The sequence below is a fragment of the Aeromonas sp. 600276 genome (assembly GCF_049175815.1).
Lineage (GTDB): Bacteria > Pseudomonadota > Gammaproteobacteria > Enterobacterales > Aeromonadaceae > Aeromonas > Aeromonas dhakensis.
In genome coordinates this window covers 1-20,809 of sequence record NZ_JAAKVU010000019.1, presented here as the reverse complement: position 1 = coordinate 20,809, position 20,809 = coordinate 1, and the positions used below count along the sequence as shown (strand labels likewise).

19 protein-coding genes are annotated in these 20,809 nt (G+C 60.4%); 13 read left to right on the top strand and 6 right to left on the bottom strand.

The genetic code is table 11. The features are described 5' to 3' along the window. The first annotated feature begins 28 nt into the window (after positions 1–28). On the top strand, positions 29–667 hold the full coding sequence (locus G5134_RS17415; RefSeq protein WP_065018119.1) for an SDR family oxidoreductase: 639 nt from the start codon (positions 29–31) through the stop codon (positions 665–667). Between the two features lie 48 nt (positions 668–715). Here the strand turns inward: G5134_RS17415 and G5134_RS17410 are convergent, their stop codons facing one another. After that, positions 716–1,696 (bottom strand): LysR family transcriptional regulator, encoded by a 981-nt coding sequence (locus G5134_RS17410; protein WP_082970103.1) that lies wholly within the window; start codon positions 1,694–1,696, stop codon positions 716–718. Between the two features lie 193 nt (positions 1,697–1,889). Here G5134_RS17410 and G5134_RS17405 point away from each other — a divergent pair, with 193 nt between their 5' ends. Further along, entirely contained in the window at positions 1,890–2,873 is a 984-nt protein-coding gene (locus G5134_RS17405) for an aldo/keto reductase (protein WP_065018120.1), read from the top strand. Between the two features lie 119 nt (positions 2,874–2,992). Continuing rightward, a complete protein-coding gene (locus G5134_RS17400; RefSeq protein ID WP_231939790.1) occupies positions 2,993–4,021 on the top strand; it encodes an MBL fold metallo-hydrolase in 1,029 nt (342 codons plus the stop codon). 108 nt (positions 4,022–4,129) lie between these two features. Here the strand turns inward: G5134_RS17400 and G5134_RS17395 are convergent, their stop codons facing one another. Both G5134_RS17395 and G5134_RS17390 read right to left on the bottom strand, forming a co-directional pair. Continuing rightward, positions 4,130–5,953, bottom strand: a complete 1,824-nt coding sequence (locus G5134_RS17395; protein ID WP_242441267.1) for an ATP-binding protein — start codon at positions 5,951–5,953, stop codon at positions 4,130–4,132. Between the two features lie 8 nt (positions 5,954–5,961). After that, the gene (locus tag G5134_RS17390; protein ID WP_005301421.1) at positions 5,962–6,453 is read right to left on the bottom strand and encodes a molybdopterin-dependent oxidoreductase; all 492 of its coding nucleotides are present in this window, start codon (positions 6,451–6,453) and stop codon (positions 5,962–5,964) included. A gap of 341 nt (positions 6,454–6,794) precedes the next feature. Here G5134_RS17390 and G5134_RS17385 point away from each other — a divergent pair, with 341 nt between their 5' ends. The 6 genes from G5134_RS17385 (at position 6,795) to G5134_RS17360 (ending at position 12,923) form a co-directional block, all read left to right on the top strand. Beyond that, the gene (locus tag G5134_RS17385; protein ID WP_005301420.1) at positions 6,795–7,142 is read left to right on the top strand and encodes an STAS domain-containing protein; all 348 of its coding nucleotides are present in this window, start codon (positions 6,795–6,797) and stop codon (positions 7,140–7,142) included. After that, a complete protein-coding gene (locus G5134_RS17380) occupies positions 7,139–7,555 on the top strand; it encodes a hypothetical protein (protein ID WP_010633832.1) in 417 nt (138 codons plus the stop codon). Before G5134_RS17385 ends, G5134_RS17380 begins: the two co-directional genes overlap by 4 nt. 17 nt (positions 7,556–7,572) lie before the next feature. Next, on the top strand, positions 7,573–9,678 hold the full coding sequence (locus G5134_RS17375; RefSeq protein WP_010633833.1) for an SLBB domain-containing protein: 2,106 nt from the start codon (positions 7,573–7,575) through the stop codon (positions 9,676–9,678). A gap of 1 nt (position 9,679) precedes the next feature. Then, positions 9,680–10,348 (top strand): CpsD/CapB family tyrosine-protein kinase, encoded by a 669-nt coding sequence (locus tag G5134_RS17370; RefSeq protein ID WP_005301417.1) that lies wholly within the window; start codon positions 9,680–9,682, stop codon positions 10,346–10,348. A 10-nt stretch (positions 10,349–10,358) separates the two neighbouring features. After that, entirely contained in the window at positions 10,359–11,846 is a 1,488-nt protein-coding gene (locus G5134_RS17365) for a SpoIIE family protein phosphatase (RefSeq protein WP_421232094.1), read from the top strand. A gap of 75 nt (positions 11,847–11,921) precedes the next feature. Continuing rightward, the gene (locus G5134_RS17360; RefSeq protein WP_065018123.1) at positions 11,922–12,923 is read left to right on the top strand and encodes a glycosyltransferase family 4 protein; all 1,002 of its coding nucleotides are present in this window, start codon (positions 11,922–11,924) and stop codon (positions 12,921–12,923) included. Between the two features lie 491 nt (positions 12,924–13,414). On the opposite strand, the gene G5134_RS17355 is transcribed toward G5134_RS17360, so the two are convergent. The 3 genes from G5134_RS17355 to G5134_RS17345 are packed head-to-tail and all read right to left on the bottom strand — an operon-like array spanning position 13,415 to position 16,385. Then, entirely contained in the window at positions 13,415–14,050 is a 636-nt protein-coding gene (locus tag G5134_RS17355) for a sugar transferase (RefSeq protein WP_005301410.1), read from the bottom strand. After that, the gene (locus tag G5134_RS17350) at positions 14,047–15,240 is read right to left on the bottom strand and encodes a glycosyltransferase family 2 protein (protein ID WP_065018124.1); all 1,194 of its coding nucleotides are present in this window, start codon (positions 15,238–15,240) and stop codon (positions 14,047–14,049) included. The genes G5134_RS17355 and G5134_RS17350 overlap by 4 nt, the downstream gene beginning before the upstream one ends. 44 nt (positions 15,241–15,284) lie before the next feature. Further along, a complete protein-coding gene (locus G5134_RS17345) occupies positions 15,285–16,385 on the bottom strand; it encodes a glycosyltransferase (RefSeq protein ID WP_065018125.1) in 1,101 nt (366 codons plus the stop codon). 160 nt (positions 16,386–16,545) lie between these two features. Between G5134_RS17345 and G5134_RS17340 the strand changes: the two genes are divergently transcribed. The 4 genes from G5134_RS17340 to G5134_RS17325 all read left to right on the top strand — a co-directional run bounded on the left by G5134_RS17340 (position 16,546) and on the right by G5134_RS17325 (position 20,653). Next, positions 16,546–17,949: a GumC family protein gene (locus tag G5134_RS17340; protein WP_065018126.1), complete on the top strand. Its 1,404-nt coding sequence runs from the start codon at positions 16,546–16,548 to the stop codon at positions 17,947–17,949. 378 nt (positions 17,950–18,327) lie between these two features. Next, the gene (locus G5134_RS17335; RefSeq protein WP_156559875.1) at positions 18,328–18,894 is read left to right on the top strand and encodes a hypothetical protein; all 567 of its coding nucleotides are present in this window, start codon (positions 18,328–18,330) and stop codon (positions 18,892–18,894) included. A 245-nt stretch (positions 18,895–19,139) separates the two neighbouring features. Continuing rightward, positions 19,140–19,514 carry a hypothetical protein gene (locus tag G5134_RS17330; RefSeq protein WP_156559878.1) on the top strand — a complete coding sequence of 125 codons (375 nt, stop codon included), beginning with the start codon at positions 19,140–19,142 and terminating at the stop codon, positions 19,512–19,514. Between the two features lie 68 nt (positions 19,515–19,582). Next, positions 19,583–20,653, top strand: coding sequence for a hypothetical protein (locus G5134_RS17325; RefSeq protein ID WP_156559881.1), 1,071 nt, complete (start codon positions 19,583–19,585; stop codon positions 20,651–20,653). Positions 20,654–20,809: the final 156 nt, after the last annotated feature.

The following is a 20,809-nucleotide window of genomic DNA, read 5'->3' as shown; positions in this document are numbered from 1 at the left end:
ACCCATTCAAGCGACAAGGTAAACCGATATGCGAAACGTACTGATCCTCGGCGCCAGCGGCCAGATAGCCCGGTGGGTGGTCAAGGGGCTCGCCGGGCAGGGCGACATCCGCCAGACCCTGCTGCTGCGCGACCCAACGAAGTTGAGCGGCCGTGAGCCGGCCAACGCCAGGGTGGTGATCGGCAGCGTGCTGGACAAGCCGCTGCTCAAGGAGGCGATGGCAGGACAAGAGATCGTCTACGCCAACCTCAGTGGCGACAATCTGGACAAGCAGGCCCAGGCGGTCATCACCGCCATGCAGGCCACCGGAGTGAAGCGCCTGGTCTTCGTGCTGTCGCTTGGGATCTACGACGAGGTGCCCGGCAAGTTCGGCGAGTGGAATCGCGGGATCATCGGCGAGGAGCTCAAACCCTACCGCCGTGCCGCAGACGCCATCGAGGCATCGGGGCTGGATTACACCATTTTGCGCCCGGCCTGGCTGACCGATGAGGATGAAGTGGATTACGAGCTGACCGCCAAGGGCCAGCCCTTCTTGGGCACTGTGGTGTCGCGCAGGAGCGTGGGGGATCTCATCACCCGGATCCTGGTCTCGCCCGAACTGCATCTGAGGGAGAACCTTGGCATCCACCAACCCGGCAGCGAGGGCGACAAGCCGTACTTCATGTAGGGGGAGGCGAGGGCGCTGGTCTGTGGTGCCGGAACGGGGGCGCGGGCATCATGTCGCTTGCAGCGACGCCATGCCGGCCCGATGGGCCTGCTCCAGCTCATCCTGGTCGAGCACATAGGCGCGGTTGTCCGCGAGGCTGGCGATCGCCAGATCGATGAAGTGGCGTACCCGGGCGGGCTGGGCGGCGCGACTGCCGTAGTAGAGAAACAGGCCGAGCCTCTGGGTCATGTGCTCGAGCAGCAAGGGAACCAGGCGGCCGGCACGGATATGCGCCGCCGCCGTCGGCCCGGCCAGCTGGCCGATGACATCGCCGGCCAGCACGGCCCCCAGCTCCACCATCTCGTCGTTGGTGGAGAGTGCCGGGCGCACCGGATGCTCCTGCAGTTCGTCCCCCATCTTGACGTACCAGGGGATCAGGCGCCCGTTGCCCGCGTGGCGAAAGGCACTGCAGCGATGCAGGGCAAGATCGTGCAGGGTGAGGGGGACGCCATATTTGCGCAGATACGCGGGGGCGGCGCAGATGATGAGCTGCATGGGGAACAGGCGGCGCGCGATCAGCCCCTCCTGGGGCGAGATGCCGATGCGCAGCCCCACATCGACCCGCTCCTCCACCCAGTTGCCGACCCTGTCATCGAGCCGGATATCCGGCTGCACATCGGGATAGCTGCGGCAGTACTCCTCCAGCAGCGGCCCTATGACCGTCTGCACCACGGAGCGCGGGCCCACTATTCGCAGCGGGCCGGCGAACTCCTCACGGGTCTGGCGCGCCGCCGTCAGGGCCTGCTGCAGGCCGAGCAGGGCAGGCTGCGCCGCCTCCAGAAATCGTTGCCCCTCTTCGGTCAGCGACATGCTGCGGGTGGTGCGATGAAACAGGCGTACCCCCAGATAGCTTTCCAGCTGCCCGAGCGCCTTGCTGGCGGCCTGGGGAGAGATCTGCTGGGCCTCGGCCGCCTTGCTGAGGCTGCCCAGCTCGGCCGTGTGTACGAAGGTGGTGATGGAGCGCAATTCGTTGATCATGGTCTGGCTCATGGATTTACATCATTTGGTTGTAACTGATTCCGTCATTTACCGTCTAGTTCGATGTTTATCCCATCTCTATAGTGTGTCCATCGACCGCGCCAGCCTTTAGCGCTTGACTCCCCTTCGGGTTGGTTGAGACAAGGGGCCGTGCATCCATGGTTACCAGGGCAGTTTCGGCTGCATTGTGAGAAAAGGAGCAAGCATGCAAACACGTCAATTGGGTCACAGCGGGCTGACGGTATCCGCCATCGGTCTGGGCTGCATGGGCTTGAGCTTTGGTTATGGCCCCGCCACCGACAAGGCGGAGGCGATCACCCTGATCCGGCGCGCCCATGAGCTCGGGGTCACCTTCTTCGATACCGCCGAAGCCTATGGCCCGGGCGATAACGAGTTGCTGCTGGGGGAGGCGCTGGCCCCGTTTCGCGACAAGGTGGTGATCGCCACCAAGTTCGGCTTCAAGCACGGCAAGGTACCCGATGGGCTGGACAGCCGGCCGGAGAATATCCGCGCCGTGGCCGAGGCCTCCTTGCGCCGGCTCAACACCGATGTCATCGATCTCTTCTATCAGCACCGCGTCGATCCCGAGGTGCCGATGGAAGAGGTGGCCGGCACAGTACAGGACCTGATCCGCGAGGGGAAAGTGCGCCACTTCGGTCTGTCCGAGGCCGGCGTCGATTCCATCCGCCGTGCCCACAAGGTGCAGCCGGTGGCGGCGCTGCAGAGTGAATATTCCCTCTGGTGGCGTGAGCCCGAGCAGGAGATCCTGCCGCTGCTCGACGAGCTGGGGATAGGTTTCGTGCCGTTCAGCCCGCTTGGCAAGGGCTTTCTGACCGGGGCCATCAAGGCCGATACCCGCTTCGAGGCGAACGATTTTCGCAGCATAGTGCCGCGCTTTGCCGAGGAGGCCCGCGCCGCCAACTTGCGCCTGGTAGAGGTGCTGGGGGATCTGGCCGCCAGCAAGGGGGTGACGCCGGCCCAGATTGCGCTTGCCTGGCTGCTGGCCCAGCGGCCCTGGATCGTGCCCATTCCGGGTACCACCAAGCTGCACCGGCTGGAAGAGAACCTGGGGGCCGCCGCCATCAGGCTCGGCAGCAGCGAGCTGACCGACATTGACGCCGCCGTGGCAGGCATCGAGCTGGAAGGGGGGCGCTACCCGGCGCACCTGGGAAAACTGGTGGGGCGCTGAGGCGCCCTGTTTGAAAGCGAGTCGTGCAAGGCACCCGGCCACTGCCGCGAGTCTTGGCTACGCTCGTGTCACCCCGGTTCGCCGGGGCCCTTATGTTGTTATGACTCACAGGAGCCGCGATGGCCGGTATTATCTCGTCTGTATTGCAATCGGGTCTGCCCGAACACCAGGACTCAACCCAGTATCGGGCAGGCCGGTTTCACAATCTGGTGGCGCCCCCCGCGCGCAGTGTCTGGAAAGAGGTCGGGATCTGGCGTGACTTCCTGTTTGGCAAGCCCGCCGGCACCCTGCCGGATCGCGCCATCCCGGTGCAGGCCATGACCCTTGCGGATGTCATGGCGGCTCCGGATTTCAGCGTCTGGCGGCTGGGTCACTCCAGCCTGCTGCTCAAATTGCGCGGCCAGTTCTGGTTGACCGATCCCGTCTTCAGCGAGCGCGCCTCACCGCTCTCATGGCTGGGCCCCAGGCGCTGGCACGCCCCGCCCATGGCCCTTGAGGATCTGCCGCCCCTGGCCGGGGTGATCCTCTCACACGATCACTATGACCATTTGGATCACGCCACCATAGTGGCGCTGCAGGGGCGGGTTGCGCACTTCATCACCCCGCTCGGCGTCGGGGCCAGGCTCCGCGCCTGGGGCGTGCCGGCGCACAAGATCAGGGAGCTGGACTGGTGGCAGCAGACCCGGGTCGATGGCATTGAGCTCATCGCCACGCCGGCCCAGCACTTCTCCGGCCGCGGCCTGAGCGATGGCAACCTGACTCTGTGGGCCTCCTGGGTCATCCGCAGCGATGATTTCAACCTGTTCTTCAGCGGCGACAGCGGCTATTTCGCCGGCTTCAAGGAGATAGGGGAGCGCCATGGCCCGTTTGACATGGCCTTTCTCGAGACGGGGGCCTACAACGAGCGCTGGGCCCATGTGCACATGTTTCCGGCCCAGACCGCGCAGGCGTTTCACGATCTGCGCGCAGCCTGGCTCTATCCCATCCACAACGGCACCTTCGATCTCGCCATGCACCCATGGGATGAGCCGCTGGAGCAGATCACCCGGCTGGCGGCCGAGCAGCAGATCCCGCTGACCACCCCCATGATGGGGGAACCGCTGACCTTGCAGGCCCCCCATGGTGGCAGCCCCTGGTGGCGGGAGTGAACCTGGGCCTGGCTCAAGCGTGAAAACGGGCACCCATGGCGGGCGCCCGCATCGTCGAGTCAGCGCCTGCTACCTTCACGCCGCTGCGTTCGGGCGCACGGCGCCGCTTCAAGCCTGATTGCCAAGGGTCATGGTGCGCTTGCGCTGTTCGCGCACCAGGTGACGGTTGATCTCCCCCAGCAGCGTCTCCTTGCTGATGGGCTTGGTGATGTAGCCGTTCATGCCGTGAGACAGGTAGTACTGCTTCGATTCGGGCATGGCATCCGCGGTCAGGGCGATGATGGGAATGTCGGCCCAGCTCTGGCGCGAGGCGCGGATATGGGTGGTGGCCGCCAGCCCGTCCATCACCGGCATCTGCACATCCATCAGCACGATGTCGAAGGTCTCTTGCGCCAGTCTGGCCAGCGCTTCTTCCCCCTGCAGTGCCAGCGTCACCCGATGGCCGGCAGACGCGAGCATGGCACCGATGACCTTGCGATTGGTGGCGTTGTCGTCCACCAGCAAGATGCGATAGCTCTCCTGACTGATCGGCTTGCTGGGCAGGCTGGTCATCGACGGGGTGGTCGCCTGGGCAGGCCAGAGATAGGTAAAGGTGCTGCCGAATCCCTCGTGGCTCTCGACCGAGATGTCGCCCCCCATCAGGCGGGCGAGGTTGCGGGAGATCTCGAGGCCCAGCCCCGAGCCACCATATTGGCGGGTGATGGAGATGTCGGCCTGGGAGAAGCGCTGGAACAGGTTGCCCATCTGGTACTTGCTCATGCCGATGCCGGTGTCCTGAATCGCGATCCGAATCGAATGACGCTCCTTGTCCAGCGGCTGGCTGTCCACCCTGATGTTCACCTCGCCCTGGTGGGTAAACTTGATGGCGTTGCTGAGCAGGTTGAACAGGATCTGGCGCACCCGCAGGGGATCCATCATCAGCCATTCCGGCGTGTTGGGGGCCAGGGTCAGGCTGAGCTTGATCCCTTTCGCATCGCAATTGCTCTGCATCAGGGCCCGGATGTCCTCCAGCAGCTTGGGCAGATGGTGGGGCACGAGTTGCAGCTCGATGCGACCCTCTTCCAGTTTCGAGATATCCAGAATGTCGTTGAGCAGCCCCAGCAGATGGTTGGCTGACTCCCGGGCCGTTTCCAGGTACTCCCGCTCTCTGGGGGCCATGGTGCGATCCGCCAGCAGCGACAACATGCCGAGTATGCCGTTCATGGGGGTGCGGATCTCGTGGCTCATGTTGGCCAGAAAACTGCTTTTCGCCCGCTGACCCGCTTCGGCCTCGCGGTTGGCCCGCACCAGCTTCTCGTTGAGCTGCTGCATCAGCTTGTGCTGCAGGAACGAGATATTCATCTGCCGCCAGATGAGCAGGGCCAGCACGAACAGCAGGGCAAACTGCAGGGCCGCGATCAGGCTGGTGGTGATGATCTGCTGGCGAACCCCCTCGCGGCGGGCGACGTCAAGCAGGGTCGCCTGCTCGTTGACCTCCAGGGTCAGCTGGTGGAGCTGGGGGAGCAGGGAGGTCAGCTGTTGATCAAGTTGCTGATGGGCCGCCTGATCCAGCGGCTTGTGCTGGACCGGCCCGAGCCAGAGATCGGCCAGGGCGATGAAGCGGCGCATCTCCTTGCTGGCCTGCTGATAAATCTGGGTATGTTGCAGCAGGTTGCGATCCTTGCTCTCCAGCACCAGCTCAATCCGGCTGACCAGAATGTCGTATCTGAGCTGGAACTTGACCTGCGGCTCATTTTTCAGGGCATTTTGAAAGCGCAGCGCCTCGTTGTAGAGCTGGAAATAGTTCCACATGACGTTGTCTTCACCCTGACTGGTGCTGTGCTGCAGCTCTTCGAACTGCCGGTACTGGACGGTACCGATACCGGCAAACGCCAGCAACAGCACGCAGAGCACGACGAACAGGGAGCGCTGACTGGCTGCCATGGATTGCATGATGCGGTTCACTCCACCTTGATCTTGTTGATCTGCCAGATGGCACGGCCGTAATAGAGCTTGTTGCGAAGCTCGGGGTATTGATCGAACGGGTAGATGAGGAACAGGGGCCCCTTGTCACGCACCGACAGCGGCTTGCCATCGATGCTGCGGGCCAGGATCACCTGATACTGGGCGGCATCGCTGGTGGGCACCTGGATCGAGTAGTCGTTGAGCGCCGTGATGGTCAGCTGCTTGCCGCTGGCGCCCACCTTGGCCAGCAGATCGCTCAGACGGGGGCCGCGGAAGGTCTTCTCTTCGTCATACCAGGGGGTGTGAGTCTTGATCTCGTACTCGGGCAGTTGATCCAGCATGGCGGTGTCCCACAGGGCGTCCTGCTGGTAGTTGGGCTGGGTAATGGCGCCTTCCACCCTGAGCTGGGCGCTGTCGGGATCGGGAGTCGCCTGGGCGGTAGCGCAAAGAATGGCCAGCAGGGGAGCCATATAAAAATTGAGTCTCATAACCTTCCTCCATGGAACCGTGAGAAGCAGATGCCAGGGCAACGGCGGGCCTGGCATAGAGGCAAGGCAATAAGCGTGCCTGATAGTGGAAAGCGGCAGCTGGCGTGGCTTAGACGGGGGTGAAGAGGGGGTGAGAGTGCCTTTTCATCGCATTTTGCAATGAGAAGGATGAGCCATGTTGCAAATTGGCAAGGAATTCTCCCCTTGCCGTGGCCGATGTGCTTCTCTAGTTAAGGTGAAAAACAGGGTTTCTTTGGGTCTTTTTCTTGCCAGGCACGGCTCTTGCTTTACTGGGTATGGCATGGAACGAAACCGTCCTGGCATAGACAAGGAGCTTCAACATGGAAAGCATGACCTACACCCTTAACGACACTCAGGTTGTGGCATTGGAAAGCGAGTTTGATGCGATGGCCGTCAGTGAATTGCGCCCCTTATTTGAAAAGCTGTCGGAGTACACAGGTGATGTGCTGGCGGATCTGCGAGACGTGCACTTCATCGACTCCTCGGGGATCGGTGCCCTGGTGTTTCTCCACAAGCGGCTGGTGATGAATGGGCATCATCTGGAGATCATCTGTGGTCCCGGTCAGCCCCGCGATCTGCTGGACATGCTGCACATCAACCGGGTCATTCCCTGTCATGAGAACGTGAAAGCCTATATGCAGTCATCCGGCATGGTGGTGGCATCATGAAGCACTGGCTTGTGCTCGGGATCTCGCTGCTGATGGCGGGTTGCGCGCAATGGCCATCCGAGGGCAAGGGGGGAATGGCCGAGCTGAGACCCACCTGGTTACCGTTAAATGAGGATGAACAACGCCTGCTGTCAGGTTATGATGAGCGTCAACAGAAGCTCGATCAGCAACTGGTCAGCCTGCAGCAGGCGGGTCTGCGCGACTGCATGCCGGCTGGGCTAAAACAGCTACAATCTCAACGAGTTGATATAGTACGGGATGTACATGGCCGACTCTGGGCCGACGTAGCCTGGCGTCAGGCCATGCTGGCCGAGTCGTTGAAGCAGGTGCGTTTGCAGCTGGAAAAGACCACCAGTGGGGGTTGTAGCCGGAGCTGGTCTGGACTTCCGTTGCGTCAGTGGAGGCAAACGTAACAATAAAAAGGATGTCTATGGATCGGGGCGCTATCAAGGGATTTATCGCGGTTGTTCTGTTTTTGTTTACCTGTCCGCTGCTGGCAAGCACCCTGCTGGCGCCGGGCGATCGGCTCTCAATCGTGCAGCCGGGGGAGGCCGCCTTCGACAAGCCCTTCCAGATCGACAAGCAGGGTGAAATCAAACTGCCCGAGGTGGGTACCGTGGTGGTGGGCGGCAAGACGCTCCCAGAGGCGGACGCCATCATTCGCACCGCCCTCAAGCCTGTTTACAACAACCTCTCTCAACTGACCATCACCCTGTTGGAAAAGCGGCTGCTCATCAGCGTCATGGGCTATGTCAAAAAGCCCGGCAGCTATGATCTGGCCCCCGATGGCAACGTGCAGATGGCGCTGGATGCGGCCGGCGGCCTGGTGCCGGGGGCCCAGCTCAACAACATGCAGGTGCGCCGCGGCGACACCGTCTCCAGCTTCGACTACAAGCGCTATCTCGATACCGGCGATGCCGGCCTCTTGCCCCCGCTGCAATCCCTCGACGTGGTCTTCGTGCCCGCATCCCCCCTCATCGGCAACGTCCAGATCGATTTTGATGCCGCCACCCTGGCCGCCGGCGGGGATGGCGACACCGGCAAGGCAATCAAGGTGTTTGGCGAGGTGAACAGCCCGGGCGCCTTCAGCTTCAAGAGTGGCAACTCCATCGTCGATCTGCTGATGCGGGCCGGCGGGGTGACCCGCTTTGCCGGGGTGGAGCGGATCCGGGTGATCAACGGGGATGCCCCCGAGCTGTTCGATCTCAAGGCCTACCTCGATTCGGGCAACAACAAGCTGCTGCCGGCACTGGCCCCCGGCGCCACCATCTTCGTGCCCAAGGACGAGGAGCAGATCAAGCGCGGGGCGCGCACCATCTACATCATGGGGGAGGTGTTCAAGCCCGGCGCCTACGAGGGACGGGAGGGGGATACCTTCCTCGACATCCTGGCCAACGCCGGCGGGCCGACCCGCTATGCCGAGAGCCGCCAGATCCGCTTGCTGCGCACCAATGGCGCGGTCGAACCCATCGATCTGCAGGCCTATACCGAGGGCATGCAGAAAAACCTGCCGCAGATAAGGCCGGGTGACGCCATCTTCGTGCCGGAGAAGACCGACATCAACGAAAAGTCTTGGCTCAAGGTGGCGCCGGGGCGGGCGGTGATGGTGATGGGGGCGGTGCGCATTCCCGGCCGCTATGAATGGTCTGACGAGATGTCTCTGCTCGATCTCATCGCCCATGCCGGCGGCCCCAACGAGCGGGCCGACATCGCCAAGGTACAGATCCTGACCTCGGAGGGGGGCATGGCGACCCCGACCATCTTCGATCTCGACAAGTTTCTCCATCAGGGGGGGGCCCTTGGCAGCCTGCCCAGGATCCACGCCGGCTTCACCATCATGATCCCCGAGCTGCCCACCGATCCCAGCGACAACAAGTCCCAGTGGGTACGCCAGTCGCCGGACAGCTCCATCTACATCTTCGGCCAGGTCGGCGCCCCCGGTCGCTACGCCTTCAACGAGGAGATGGGCTTCATCGACATCCTCTCGGCGGCAGACGGCCCGACCCAGGCGGCGGACCTGCGCAACGTGCGCATCGCCCATCGCAACGGCAGCACGGCGCGGGTGAGCAAGCTGGATCTCTCCCTCTACTTCGAGACCGGCGACGAAACACTCTTGCCCAAGGTGCTGCCGGGGGACTCCATCTACCTGCCGGAGAAGAACCGCCCCTGGCTCGATGAGCCCAAGGAGAACACCATACGGGTGCTGGGGGCCATCGCCCGGCCGGGCCGCTATCGCTTCAACTCCTCCATGACCCTGCTGGATCTGCTGGCAGAAGCCGGCGGGCCCACCAGCTCGGCCTACATCAAGAAGATCGTGGTGATCAACATGGCCGTCAGCGGCCAGGGGGATCAGGCGCGTACCTTCGATCTGGACGGCTTTGCCAAGGAGCCTGATTTCAGCAAGCTGCCGGTGCTCAGGGCAGGGGACACCGTCTTCATCCCCGACAGCAAGAGCAGCAACTGGGCCATCTTCATGGATGGGATGCGCGACATTCTCACCACCATCTCGGTGGTCGCTCTGGTGGGAACCCTGTAACGTGAGCATCCCGATCCAGTACCTGGAACTGGAGTCGCTCTACGCCTCGACCCTGGCGCGGGGGATCCGCTCCCTGGCGGTCACCTCGGCCGAGGGGGGGGAGGGGGTCAGCACCATCTGCGAGGCGCTGGCCCGGCGCGCCGAGGCTGACGGCCTCAAGACCCTGCTGGTGGATCTCAACCTCTATCACCCGGGCCGGCCCGCCGGCCAGGCCTGGGGGCCCAACGACGTGCCCGAGCCCCAGCACCAGGGTCACGCCCTGGCGGTGCTGCCGGCGCCGGGCAAGGATCTGATGGCCTTTCGCAACAAGGAGACCCTGCGCGCCCTGCTGGTACGCTGGCTCGAGCACTATGATGTTGTGCTGTTCGATACCTCCCCCCTCAACGCCCTCAACCGGGGCAATATCCCGGCGGATCAGGTGTGCGCCGCCTGCGAGGGGGCTCTGCTGGTGGTGCTGGCCGGCGTGACGCCGACCACCATGGTGCAGAGCGCGGTGGAGAAGCTGACCCGGGCCGAGGCCAATCTGCTGGGGGCCGTGTTCAACGACAGGGTCAATCCGGGGCTGGCCAGCGAGATCCTGCGCGAACTCAACCGGCTGCCGAGCAACCGGCTGACCGAGTGGCTCAAACGCTGGTGCCGGCGCAGTATGCTGCTCAACTTCCGGATCTGAGGGAGACGATATGAAAGAGTGGTTGCGATCCGCCCCCGCCACCCTGCAGTCGGTACGCGAGCTGCGCGGCCGTCTGGCGCAAGGGTTGGCGCTGTTTCAGGTGGCCCCCGAGGAGCAGGCCAACTGGCTGCTCTGCTTTAGCGAGCTCGCCACCAATATCGTGCGTCATGGGGAGCCGCCGGCGAGCCAGCTCTGGCTCACCCTGCAGCAGGATGAGTCGGGCCTGAGTCTGCAACTGGATGATGACGGCGGGCCCCAGCCAACGCTGGCGGCCAACCCCCTGCCGGCAGAGCCGCAGGAGGGGGGCTATGGTCTGGCGCTGGTGCACAGCCTGTTTGAGGAAGTGAGCTTCAGCCACCAGCAGGGGCGCAACCGGGTGATCCTGCGGGCCCGGCACGCTCCCCGGCGGATGCCCATGGTGGCGGTGATCGACGATGACAAGGTGATGCGCACCTTGCTCACCGGCTATCTGCACGACCACTATCAGGTCGACAGCTTTGCCGATCCCCTGGCGGCTCTGCAGGCGCTGGGACGCCAGCCGCCGGATCTGGTGCTCTCCGACATCGAGATGGAGGGGATCGACGGCTTCGCCCTGCGCCAGCAGCTGATGAAGGATCCCAAGATGCGCGGGGTCCCCTTCATCTTTCTGACCGGCCACCATGATCAATGGACCCAGAGCCGGGCCGGCGCCCTTGGCATCGATGATTTTCTGATCAAGCCCATCACCAAGCAGGCGCTGCAGCTGGCGGTCGCCCGGGTGCTCAAGCGGTCGGCCCAGCTCAAGGCCCAGTGGGGGGATCAGCTGGATCAGCGGATGACCTCGGCCCTGCGCCCCCTGCTGCCGGCCAACCAGCTGCATGGCTATCAGCTGGCGCTGCAGACCCGCGCCGCCGCCGTGGGGGGCGGGGATTTCCTGTTGGTGAAGGAGCGGGTGCTGTGGCTCGGGGACGTGATGGGGCACGATGCCGAGGCCAAGTTCTTCGCCCACGCCTACGCGGGCTATCTGTGCGGTCTGCTGACTGCCCAGAGCGAGCAGCGATCCCCTGCCAGCCTGCTGACCACCCTCTCCACCGCCGTGCACAGCGATCCCCTGCTGGGGGCGACCCTGCTCACCACCCTCTGCATCGAGCTGGGGGAGGCGGGCCGCGTTCGCTGGGCCAGCGCCGGGCACCCGGCCCCCTGGCTCATCGGGGCGGACGGAATGCACCCGCTCGGCGTCACCGGCCCCTTGCCCGGTCTGCGACCGGATCCCCACTTCGAGACCTGCGAGCATCAGTTGCAGCCGGGCGAGCGCCTGCTGTTCTGGACCGATGGCCTGCTGGAGAGCCGGGATCCCGCCGAGCGTCAGTTGTGGGAGGCGCAGCTGCAGCAGATCTGTCTCACTCCCGCACCCGGCTTGGAGCAGCTGGCCCTGGCCATCGCCACCTGGTTTGACGAGCGGGCCGACAAGGCCCCGGATGACATGACCCTGCTGCTGGTGGCATTTCCTGCCGACTGAGGCGCCAAAACTGCTGGCACACTCTATGCAAAACCCCCGCTGCAGGTGGCCCGACGCCACCAGAGGAGGTTGCCCATGTTGCCAACACATCAGGTCTGGCTCGCCATTGATGCCCGCCAGGTCGGCGGGATAGAGATCCACATAACCCACCTTGCCCGCGATCTGCTGGCGCGGGGTCTGAACACCACCATAGTGCTGGTGGCGGATCACGGTATGACCCCCTTTGTCACTCTGCTGAGGCAACAGGGGCTGCCATACCGGGTCTGTCGCAACAGCCGTGACTTCGTCCGGGTGCTGGCAGGCCAGCCCGGCTTCGTGCTGCTGCACACCCACGGCTACAAGGCCGGGATCCTGGGGCGCCTCACCGCCTGGTGCAGCGGCAAGCCCGTGGTCTCCACCTTTCACAGCGGGGATGACGGGGAGGGCTTGCTGAAACTCTACAGTTGGCTCGATCGGTTCACGGCACGCTTTGCGAAGTGCATCGCAGTGAGCGAGCCCATCGCCCGCAGATTGCCTGTGCCGAGCACCGTCATCAGCAATTTTGTCCCCATGCCTGCCGCCCCGGTGGCGGTGGCGGGCAATCGCATCGCCTTCGTCGGTCGCCTCTCCGCCGAGAAGGGGCCGCAGGCGTTTTGTCAGCTGGCCGCCTTTTGCCCGGAGGGGAGCTTTCACCTCTATGGTGAGGGGCCGCTGATGGGGGATCTCAGCATGCAGTATGGAGATCGGGTCGAGTTTCACGGTTTTCGCCGGATGGCCGACGAGTGGCAGCATATCGATCTGCTCTGCATCACCTCCCGCTTCGAGGGGCTGCCGCTGGTGGCGCTGGAGGCCATGGCCCACGGCATTCCGGTCTGCGCCTTTGCGGTGGGGGGGCTGGTGTCGCTGATTGACCACAAGTCCAACGGCTGGCTGGTGGAGCCGGGCCAGGTGCAGGACATGGCGGCCATCGTCAACTACTGGCTGAGCCGCGACGAGCAGGCGCGGGGCGCCATGAGCCGGGCTGCCCGCCAGACCATCGCCCGGGGTTACAGCGTCAACCACAGGGTGAGCGATATCCTGGCGGTCTATGGCGGCTGATCCCGGGCCGCCGGCACACAGCCAGCAAGCGCAGCGAGTGGCCAGGCCACTCGCTTTTTTTATGGCTGTGCGACGCACCTTCGGTCAACCCTTCTCCCTGTCAGCCTCGCGCTCTCTGCTCTGCCTATCTGGCGCCGGCCAGATGGTGCGGCTGGATGCCTCAGTCCGCCAGGCGCCTGACGAGGTGGCACAGCGCAGGCAGCGCCAAGCCGCTTGCCCACGAACACTTCACTAAAGAAGCAGGCCGCGACCTCTGGCTCCCCTTGGCAGTGAGCCACTGCAGGGGCCGGGGAAAGGGGGCGGCGCAAACCGCTCGGGATGGCGAGGGGCGTCGCTCTGGTAAGAGATGCGAGTGAGGGCCGCGTTGGCGTGGCTCGCTGTCAGCAATGAGATGAAATGGGGATGTAGGCCCGACAGGCTGGCGTGGCTGAAGGTGAAAAGCATCGGGCCACCGCCAAGGCAGTGGCCCGAGAACCGGCAGCAGGGGCGACTCAGCGCCCCTTCTTGCCCACCATGATGGCGACCGTCTTGCCGATGATCTGCATGTCCTGCAGCAGCCAGCGCCAGGGGTGGAGCAGGGTCACCGAGTAGGCGAGATCGAAGGCGAGCTTGCTGCGCACATCGTCAAGCGACTCGTCGTAGCCCTGATTGACCTGGGCCAGCCCTGTGATGCCGGGGGCTATTTCATAGGTGCGCTCGATGAAGAAGGGCACCGCATCTTCCAGCCGGTTGGCGATGCCGGGGCGCTCCGGCCGCGGCCCGATGAGCGACATCTCCCCCTTGAGCACATTGAGGAACTGGGGCAGCTCGTCGAGCCGGGTCTTGCGCAGGAAGTTGCCGCTGCGGGTGATCCGGCTGTCGGCCTTGCCGCACCAGACCGGCCCGGTGCCCGCCTCGGCATCGGCGCGCATGGTGCGAAACTTGATCATGAAGAAGAGCTCGGTGTGGCTGGCGTGGCTGCGGCCAATGCGCAGCTGGCGAAAGAACACCGGGCCTGGGCTGTCGAGCCGTATGGCCAACATGATGAGCGGCCACAGGGGCAGGGTCAGCAGCAGGCCGAGGCTGGCACCGGCCAGATCCATGATGCGCTTGAGCACCAGGGTCGCTTTGGGGATGGGGTGTTTCATGCTGCTCTCTCCTGTGTGGTGGGGCGGGTCAGCATCCGCAGGCCGTAGCGCAGGGAGCCGATGCCGTTGTACCAGTGTCCGAGTACCAGATAGTGGATCTTGCGAAACAGACCGGGCCAGTTGTGCAGCGGGGTGAGCTGGATCAGCAGCACCAGGGCATAGCCCAGCAGTTGACCGGCCAGCAGCGCCACGAACAGGGGCGAGTGGATGGCCAGCGGAATGGCGCACAGCCACAGCAGGGTCAGGCAGAGGGGCATCAGCACCCGCAAGCCCTTGCCGCTGGCGAAGTTGAACGCCACCCAGCCGAATCTGGGGTGCAGCAGCGGCAGCAGACGCAGCAACTGCTGGGTGTTGCCGGCACCGATGCGCTTGCGGCGCTTGGACTCCAGCAGGGCATCGGAAACTTCCAGCTCAAGGGCGGCGCAGCGATTGTCATAGACCGCCTTGTAGCCCCTGGCGATGGCCTGCATCGGCAGGATGAAGTCGTCGTTGATGGTGTCTGATGGCAGCGGAGCCAGGCAGTCACTGCGCATCACATAGAAGGCGCCGTGGGCCCCCAGCATGCTGCCAAGGGCGGATTCGCACAGCTTGATCTGGCTCTGATAGCGCCAGTAGCTGGCCTCACCCTGGGAGCCTGGCTGCCAGAAGCGATAGGCTTCGCCCACCACGCCGACGGCAGGATCCTGAAAGTGGGCAGCGGCCAGCAGCAGGCTGTCGATGGGCAGCAGGGCCGACACATCGCTGAAGGCCACCAGGGGCGTGTCGATATGGGTCATCGCCTCGTTGAGCACGGCCACCTTGCCGCGATTTCGTGGGTGCTCGAACAGCCGGATCTGCAGCTGCAGCAGGGCGGGATCCCCGAGCTGGCAGAGGGCAATGGCATAGCTGTCGTCGGTGCAGCCATCAAAATGCAGGTGCACCGCCAGCTTGTCGGCCGGGTAGTCGAGGCTGGCCAGATTCTGCAGCTTGGCCGCCAGGGTGGTTGCCTCGTTGTAGATGGGCATCACCAAGGTGATGGCGGGGAGCTGCTCATCGCCGACCTCTTCCCGAAAACCCCGTTGGTGCGGGGTCGGTTGGTGCTGGCGTGAGCAGGCCCGTTTGCCGACCCATTTGAGCAGCAGGGGGTAACCCACATGGTGGTACACCACCAGGGCTGCACACAGCCAGAACACGATCATGATCCATTCCATGGGAGGCTCCTTTTGCTGTCTCTTCGCGTGTCGGTGGCATCGCCTCAGCGGGCGTACAGCGCCTGATAGGCTTGAGCCATCCGGCTCAGGCTGCCCTGTTCACAGACAAATTCACGGGTGACGGTGCGCAGGCCACGAGAGTTGAGCAACCCCTGTGCCAGAAGTTGCGCCAGCAGAGCCGGATCTCGCGTCTCCAGCAGCTGACCGCTGGCCGGGCAGACGATATCGGCGGCGGCGCCCACCGCGCTCATCACCACCGGCACGCCGCAGGCCTGGGCCTCCAGCACGCACAGGGGCATCCCCTCCGCCAGCGACGGCAGGCAGAAGAGATCCAGCCCCTGATAGAAGCGGGGCATCAGCTCCACCAGGCCGAGAAAGTGCACCCGATGGGCAATCCCCAGCAGTCGGCACTGTTGCTGCAACGCATTTTGCAAACTGCCCACCCCGGCCAGTGCAAGATGCACCTCGGGGGAGAGCCGCGCCACAGCCTCCAGCAGCAGGTGATGACCCTTGACCGTCTCAAGACGGGCGGCGCAACCGATGAGCCTCACCCCGAGGGGCAAGCCCAGCGCCTGGCGCGCCAGCTCGGCAGGGCCCGGAACGAAGCGCCCCTCGTCGATGCCGTTGGGGATCACCTGGGCCTGGATGGCGCCGAGCCTCGCCTGCAGCTGGTGCGCCACCGGGGTGGCGTCTGCCACCAGGGTGGGCCGCAAGGTGCGCAGCCCCAGCCCGGCCAGCTGGCGCTGGCGGGGATCATCGAGATACCAGGCGTCATGCTCGGTGTGGATAAGGCTCGCCACCCGGGCCAGCCTGGCAGCCAGCCCGCCATAGAGCAGCGGGCCCAGATGGTGGGTGTGCACCGCTGCCGGCCGCAGTTGGCGCAGCAGGCGGATGAGGCGATAGAGGGTGGCCAGCGACCAGCCGGCGGGCTTGTCCAGACAGTGGATCCGCGAGGCGAACAGCCCCAGGGCGGGCCAGGCGGCGAGCAGCGCCTCCTTGCTCCCCTCCAGCGAGACGATGTGCATGGGTTGGTGGCACTCGTTGGCCTGGCTGAGGTTGAGCACCATGGTCTCCAGCCCCCCTGGCTGCAGGTGCTGGACGATTTGCACGATGGCGGTGCTGGCTGACCGGGCGGTGATGGGCATGGCGCTCTCCTCACAGTTGTCGGCCCTTCCTGGGCCCCTTGGCGGGACTATGCGAATCCTGTACCACAACGTCTGCCATGTTGGCCCGCTTGCTGGCATTACCCTTGCATTTCCTCCTCCATTCGTGGAATGCCATACCTGTCTTGAGGGGAGTGACGCCATGCCGGTCCAGTTCTACTACAACCTCTACATCATCCTCTTCGCCGCCTGGCGGCGCCGTTATCTCATCCTGATGCCGGCCCTGGTCATGCCGCTGGTGGGGGTGGGGATTGGTGTGCTCAGCCCCAAGGTGTACGAGAGCCGCACCACCTTCATGGTGCCGCAGGATTCCAACCAGACGCCGACCCTCAAGGATCTGATCACCCAGGAGAGCCTCAAGGATCGCTTCGCGGTGCTGGAGGCCATGCTGCGCAGCCGCTACGTGATGGACGGGGTGGCGCGGGACCGCAAGCTGGTGGATGACAACACCCCGCCCGCCAAGCGCGACGCCATCATGGACTGGCTCTCGGCGTCCGTCTCCATCCGTCTCATCGGGGACGAGGTGATCGAGCTGAAGGTGAAGGCCGATTCGGCCGAGAGCAGTGCCGGCCTGCTGGAGGCCGTCTCGCGTCGCTTCTTCTTCAACCTCTTGAACAAGGGGCGCCAGTCGGCCGAGTCCTCCGAGCGATTCCTGCAAAGCCAGCTCGACAGCCGGCGCAGCGAGCTGCAGGGGGCCGAACAGCTGCTGGCGGATTTCAAGCGCGAGCATGCCAGCGCCCTGCCGGATCAGCAAAATGCCAACGCCGCCCGGCTCTACGGCCTGAAAGATCGCCACGCCGAGAGCCTGCTTCAGTTGCAGCAGGCCAAGACCCGGGTCGAGCAGCTCTCCCACGGCCAGGAGGGGGCCACGACCCGCAGCCTGGAGGAGAAGTTGCAGCAGATGCAAACCGAGCTGGCCCTGCTGCGGGTGCGCTACAGCGATCAGCACAGCGAGGTGCAGAGCCTGCGCTACCAGATTGAGCAGTTGCAACAGGAGCTGGAACAGCAGAAGAGCCAACCCGGCGTGGCAGTCGGGCCCGAATGGGATCAGGCCAGGGCCCAGCTGGCCGAGGCCGAGCAGAATACCGCCGCGCTGCAGGCCCAGCTCGACGATCTGAACAAGGTGGTGGCCTCCCAGGGTGAAACGGAGAGCCAGCTGGCGGAGCTGGAGCGCGATCTCGAGGTCAAGCGCTCCCTCTATCAGGATCTGCTGCTGCGCTACGAAAAGGCCAAGGTGACCGGGGCGCTCGGCAGTTTTGAGCCTGGCGAGCGGATCAAGGTGATCGACAGGCCCTTCGCCCCGAGCAAGCCCAGCAACTACCCGCTCTGGCTGTTTCTGATCGCCGGCATGGTGGGGGGCTTCGGGCTCGGCTGCGGTCTGGCGCTGCTCATTGAACTGGCGGATACCAGCCTGCGCCGCACCGATCAGCTGGCAGCGCTTATCAAGGCGCCGGTGCTCAGTCGCATTCCCTATTGCGAACCGGTGCATGCCCACAGCGGCCAGGCAGCCCATGCCCAGCCGTCACTGGTAGAGGTGCCGGGTTGATATTCACCCATGGCCATCAAGGCAGGCCACCACTCTGAACCTGAATATTTCCAAGCAAGGCCTCGTAATGAGGCCTTTTTTATGTCACTCAGAGAGCCCCTTGACCAACGACTATGGTTTGCATCGAATTGGGATGTGATAAAGCTAAGGGCTGGTGGCAGTTTCTTATTTCGCTTATTGACTGTGGTTTTATCCAGTGGTACAAGTGAATCTTGTATAGGGTGTTGATAACAAGGATATAAATCAGTTGCCAACACAATGGTTTTAAAATGATTTATTGGTTGTGATGACGAGCGCTAGGCCGGATTTAGATGGAAGACTATATTAAAGCGTTAGTTATGTCTTTCAACTAATTAATGTTGGCTCTCAAGGATATGTATGGATAATTATAAATATTTCGTAGATGCATTATCTTCTACAGCAGCATTAATCGCAATAATTACTGTCTTGTGGAGTTGGTTTAAGAATTCTCAAATGCCTTTAACAATTGAAAGATTAGTTATCCACAATAAAGAAAGTGAAAGTACATATATTATTGTTATAAAAAACAGGAAAGCATATCCGGTAAAAATAAAGTCGACATCTTGTTATGTTAAAGCTTCATACAAAGTTGAGAAAAAGAATAATCAAAAACCAGAATATATGGATACATTATCCCTTTCAGATAGCTTATTTATTAATAATGATACTTTTGAGATAGGCGCAAATGGTCATACCGATATTCGTATTTCTGGGAAGAATTTATCCAAGGAGATAAAAAAGCTGTTGTTCTCTATCCAAACTTCGCATGGTTATCATCGAACTTGGTGTAACAAAATTATAATAGTGGATATGACTGGTAAAACACAAACTTTTGGCATGGAGAAAAGGTATGATTTTGACTCTAAAATTAAGGCTAAAATAAAATACTATTGGTTAAGGCTTTTATACTTATTTCAGAAGTGAGAGCTTGTAGGTTCGATTAGCCGATGGGTGTAATTGGTGCTCACGATGAAACTAACCACCAATGTAGTAAGTACGTTCTGTCAAGTTCTTTTAATTTCCTGTTAGTTAAAGTGTTTTTGGGGGGCAAAGTGGTTGGATAGTGGCGAGTTAAAAGAATATTTTACAGAGAGATTGCGAATGTCTGCTTACGCTTCGCTAATCGAAACTATGGCCCTAACTTTCACACTTAATATTAAAGGTAAGTCATGAAAAAAAGTCTCAGGAAAGGATATTTTCACTTAGAGCTAAACCATGAATACGGTGCAGACACGATCGGTGCCGAAGCGGCAGAAGTAGAACTTAAAGAGGGTGTGGCTATTTTTAGAGCAAAGCTAAAGCCCGCAAGTGAAAATCAGATTTTAGATGCTGTTGGTTGTAAGAAGCAAAGTTTTAAAAATGTAGAATGTTTTTCCTTTATAGATGAACACATTCGGAAAGGTATATCATCTTTCGTAAAGACTAATAAGGCCAAAATTAAAAGTTGGTGCATAGAAATTGACTATGAAAAAAAGTATAACTTCTCTTGTGAGATTCAGCCTATGAATCCTGATGGGGTAATATTCCATGTTGTAAGTTCGTAGGTTATATTACGATTTCGCTAGTCGATCCTACGGCTTTGGGTATTATTTGATTAAGTGGATGTGTGAGAATGAAAGTTTTATATACTTTCCCTGAATATTTAGATAGCATCATCAATAATTTGATTGATAGAGACTGGATTGTTCATAATTTCAACTTGGTTGATGACTCAGATGTATATAACGTCTCTAACTATCTATATAATAAGCAAATTAATTCTGTTACTTACACTATACATCTTGATTTAAATGTCTATCAATTTATTTTGAATGCATTTAAGAAAAATAAGCCTAAGCAAGAGTTTCGTGACGCAATTGCACTTGTTGCTTTTTGTCAATGTGCCGAGATCGAGTTAGACCCAACTTATGCCGTATATGAAAAAATAAACTATAGAAATGATGATGAAGTTCTTGATGAAGTTTTATCTGACTTGGAATTGTTTCACCGCATTAACAATATAAATAACTCATCAATAATAGATTTTGCATTGGGTGAGATAGACACAATAACTCCTGCAGATTATTATGCTATGGATGCACCCTTTATCAGGAGCAATCTCATTAAATATAGGCGCCTACGTGAGTGGGATTCACTATATTTAATTGTTTTGTATATTATCTATGTATCTCACATTCCAAATATTAGCCGACTGGATAAGCTAAAAAAAGTGGTTGAGTGGATGATTACCGAGTTTATGTTATCTCTTGTGGGTATTACTTTTGCGGCTATTTATTTCAGTGAAACACCCATGAAGCGAATGATGAAATATAAAGTGTCAGATGACCCATATTCAAAACAACGCAGTGCATTTAATATGACATGGGACTTATATAATTTAAATCGTTACTTCAGAATGTGGACTGAACGAGAATCCGAGCAAGAGGGTATGTTTGCTAGTGGTGATAAAGCATTCAATTCAGTGCTAAGAAACTCAATTAAGGTACAACAAACGGGTTGCTTAGATAGTTTTATGAATTTCCTCCCACAAGATATAGTTCTTTATTTGGAGAAAATCACTCTTCAGCCAAATAAATATTTTGAAAGAGCCTATCATTCGAAGGAGTGGTCTCCTTCATATAGAGATGAGTTAATCAGAAAATATGAATCACTAACTGATATAAAGTACAGTGGAGAAAAATGAGTCAATTAAACGATCAAATCTGATGCTGTAGGAAAAATATACGTACAGATAAAAAATCAGGGAGCCATGGCTCCCTAATTGTACAGATCTAGTTATCACCTGACACCGGCCTCAAACCGGTGTCTTGTTTACGCTACTTTAGTGCGCACTTCCTTC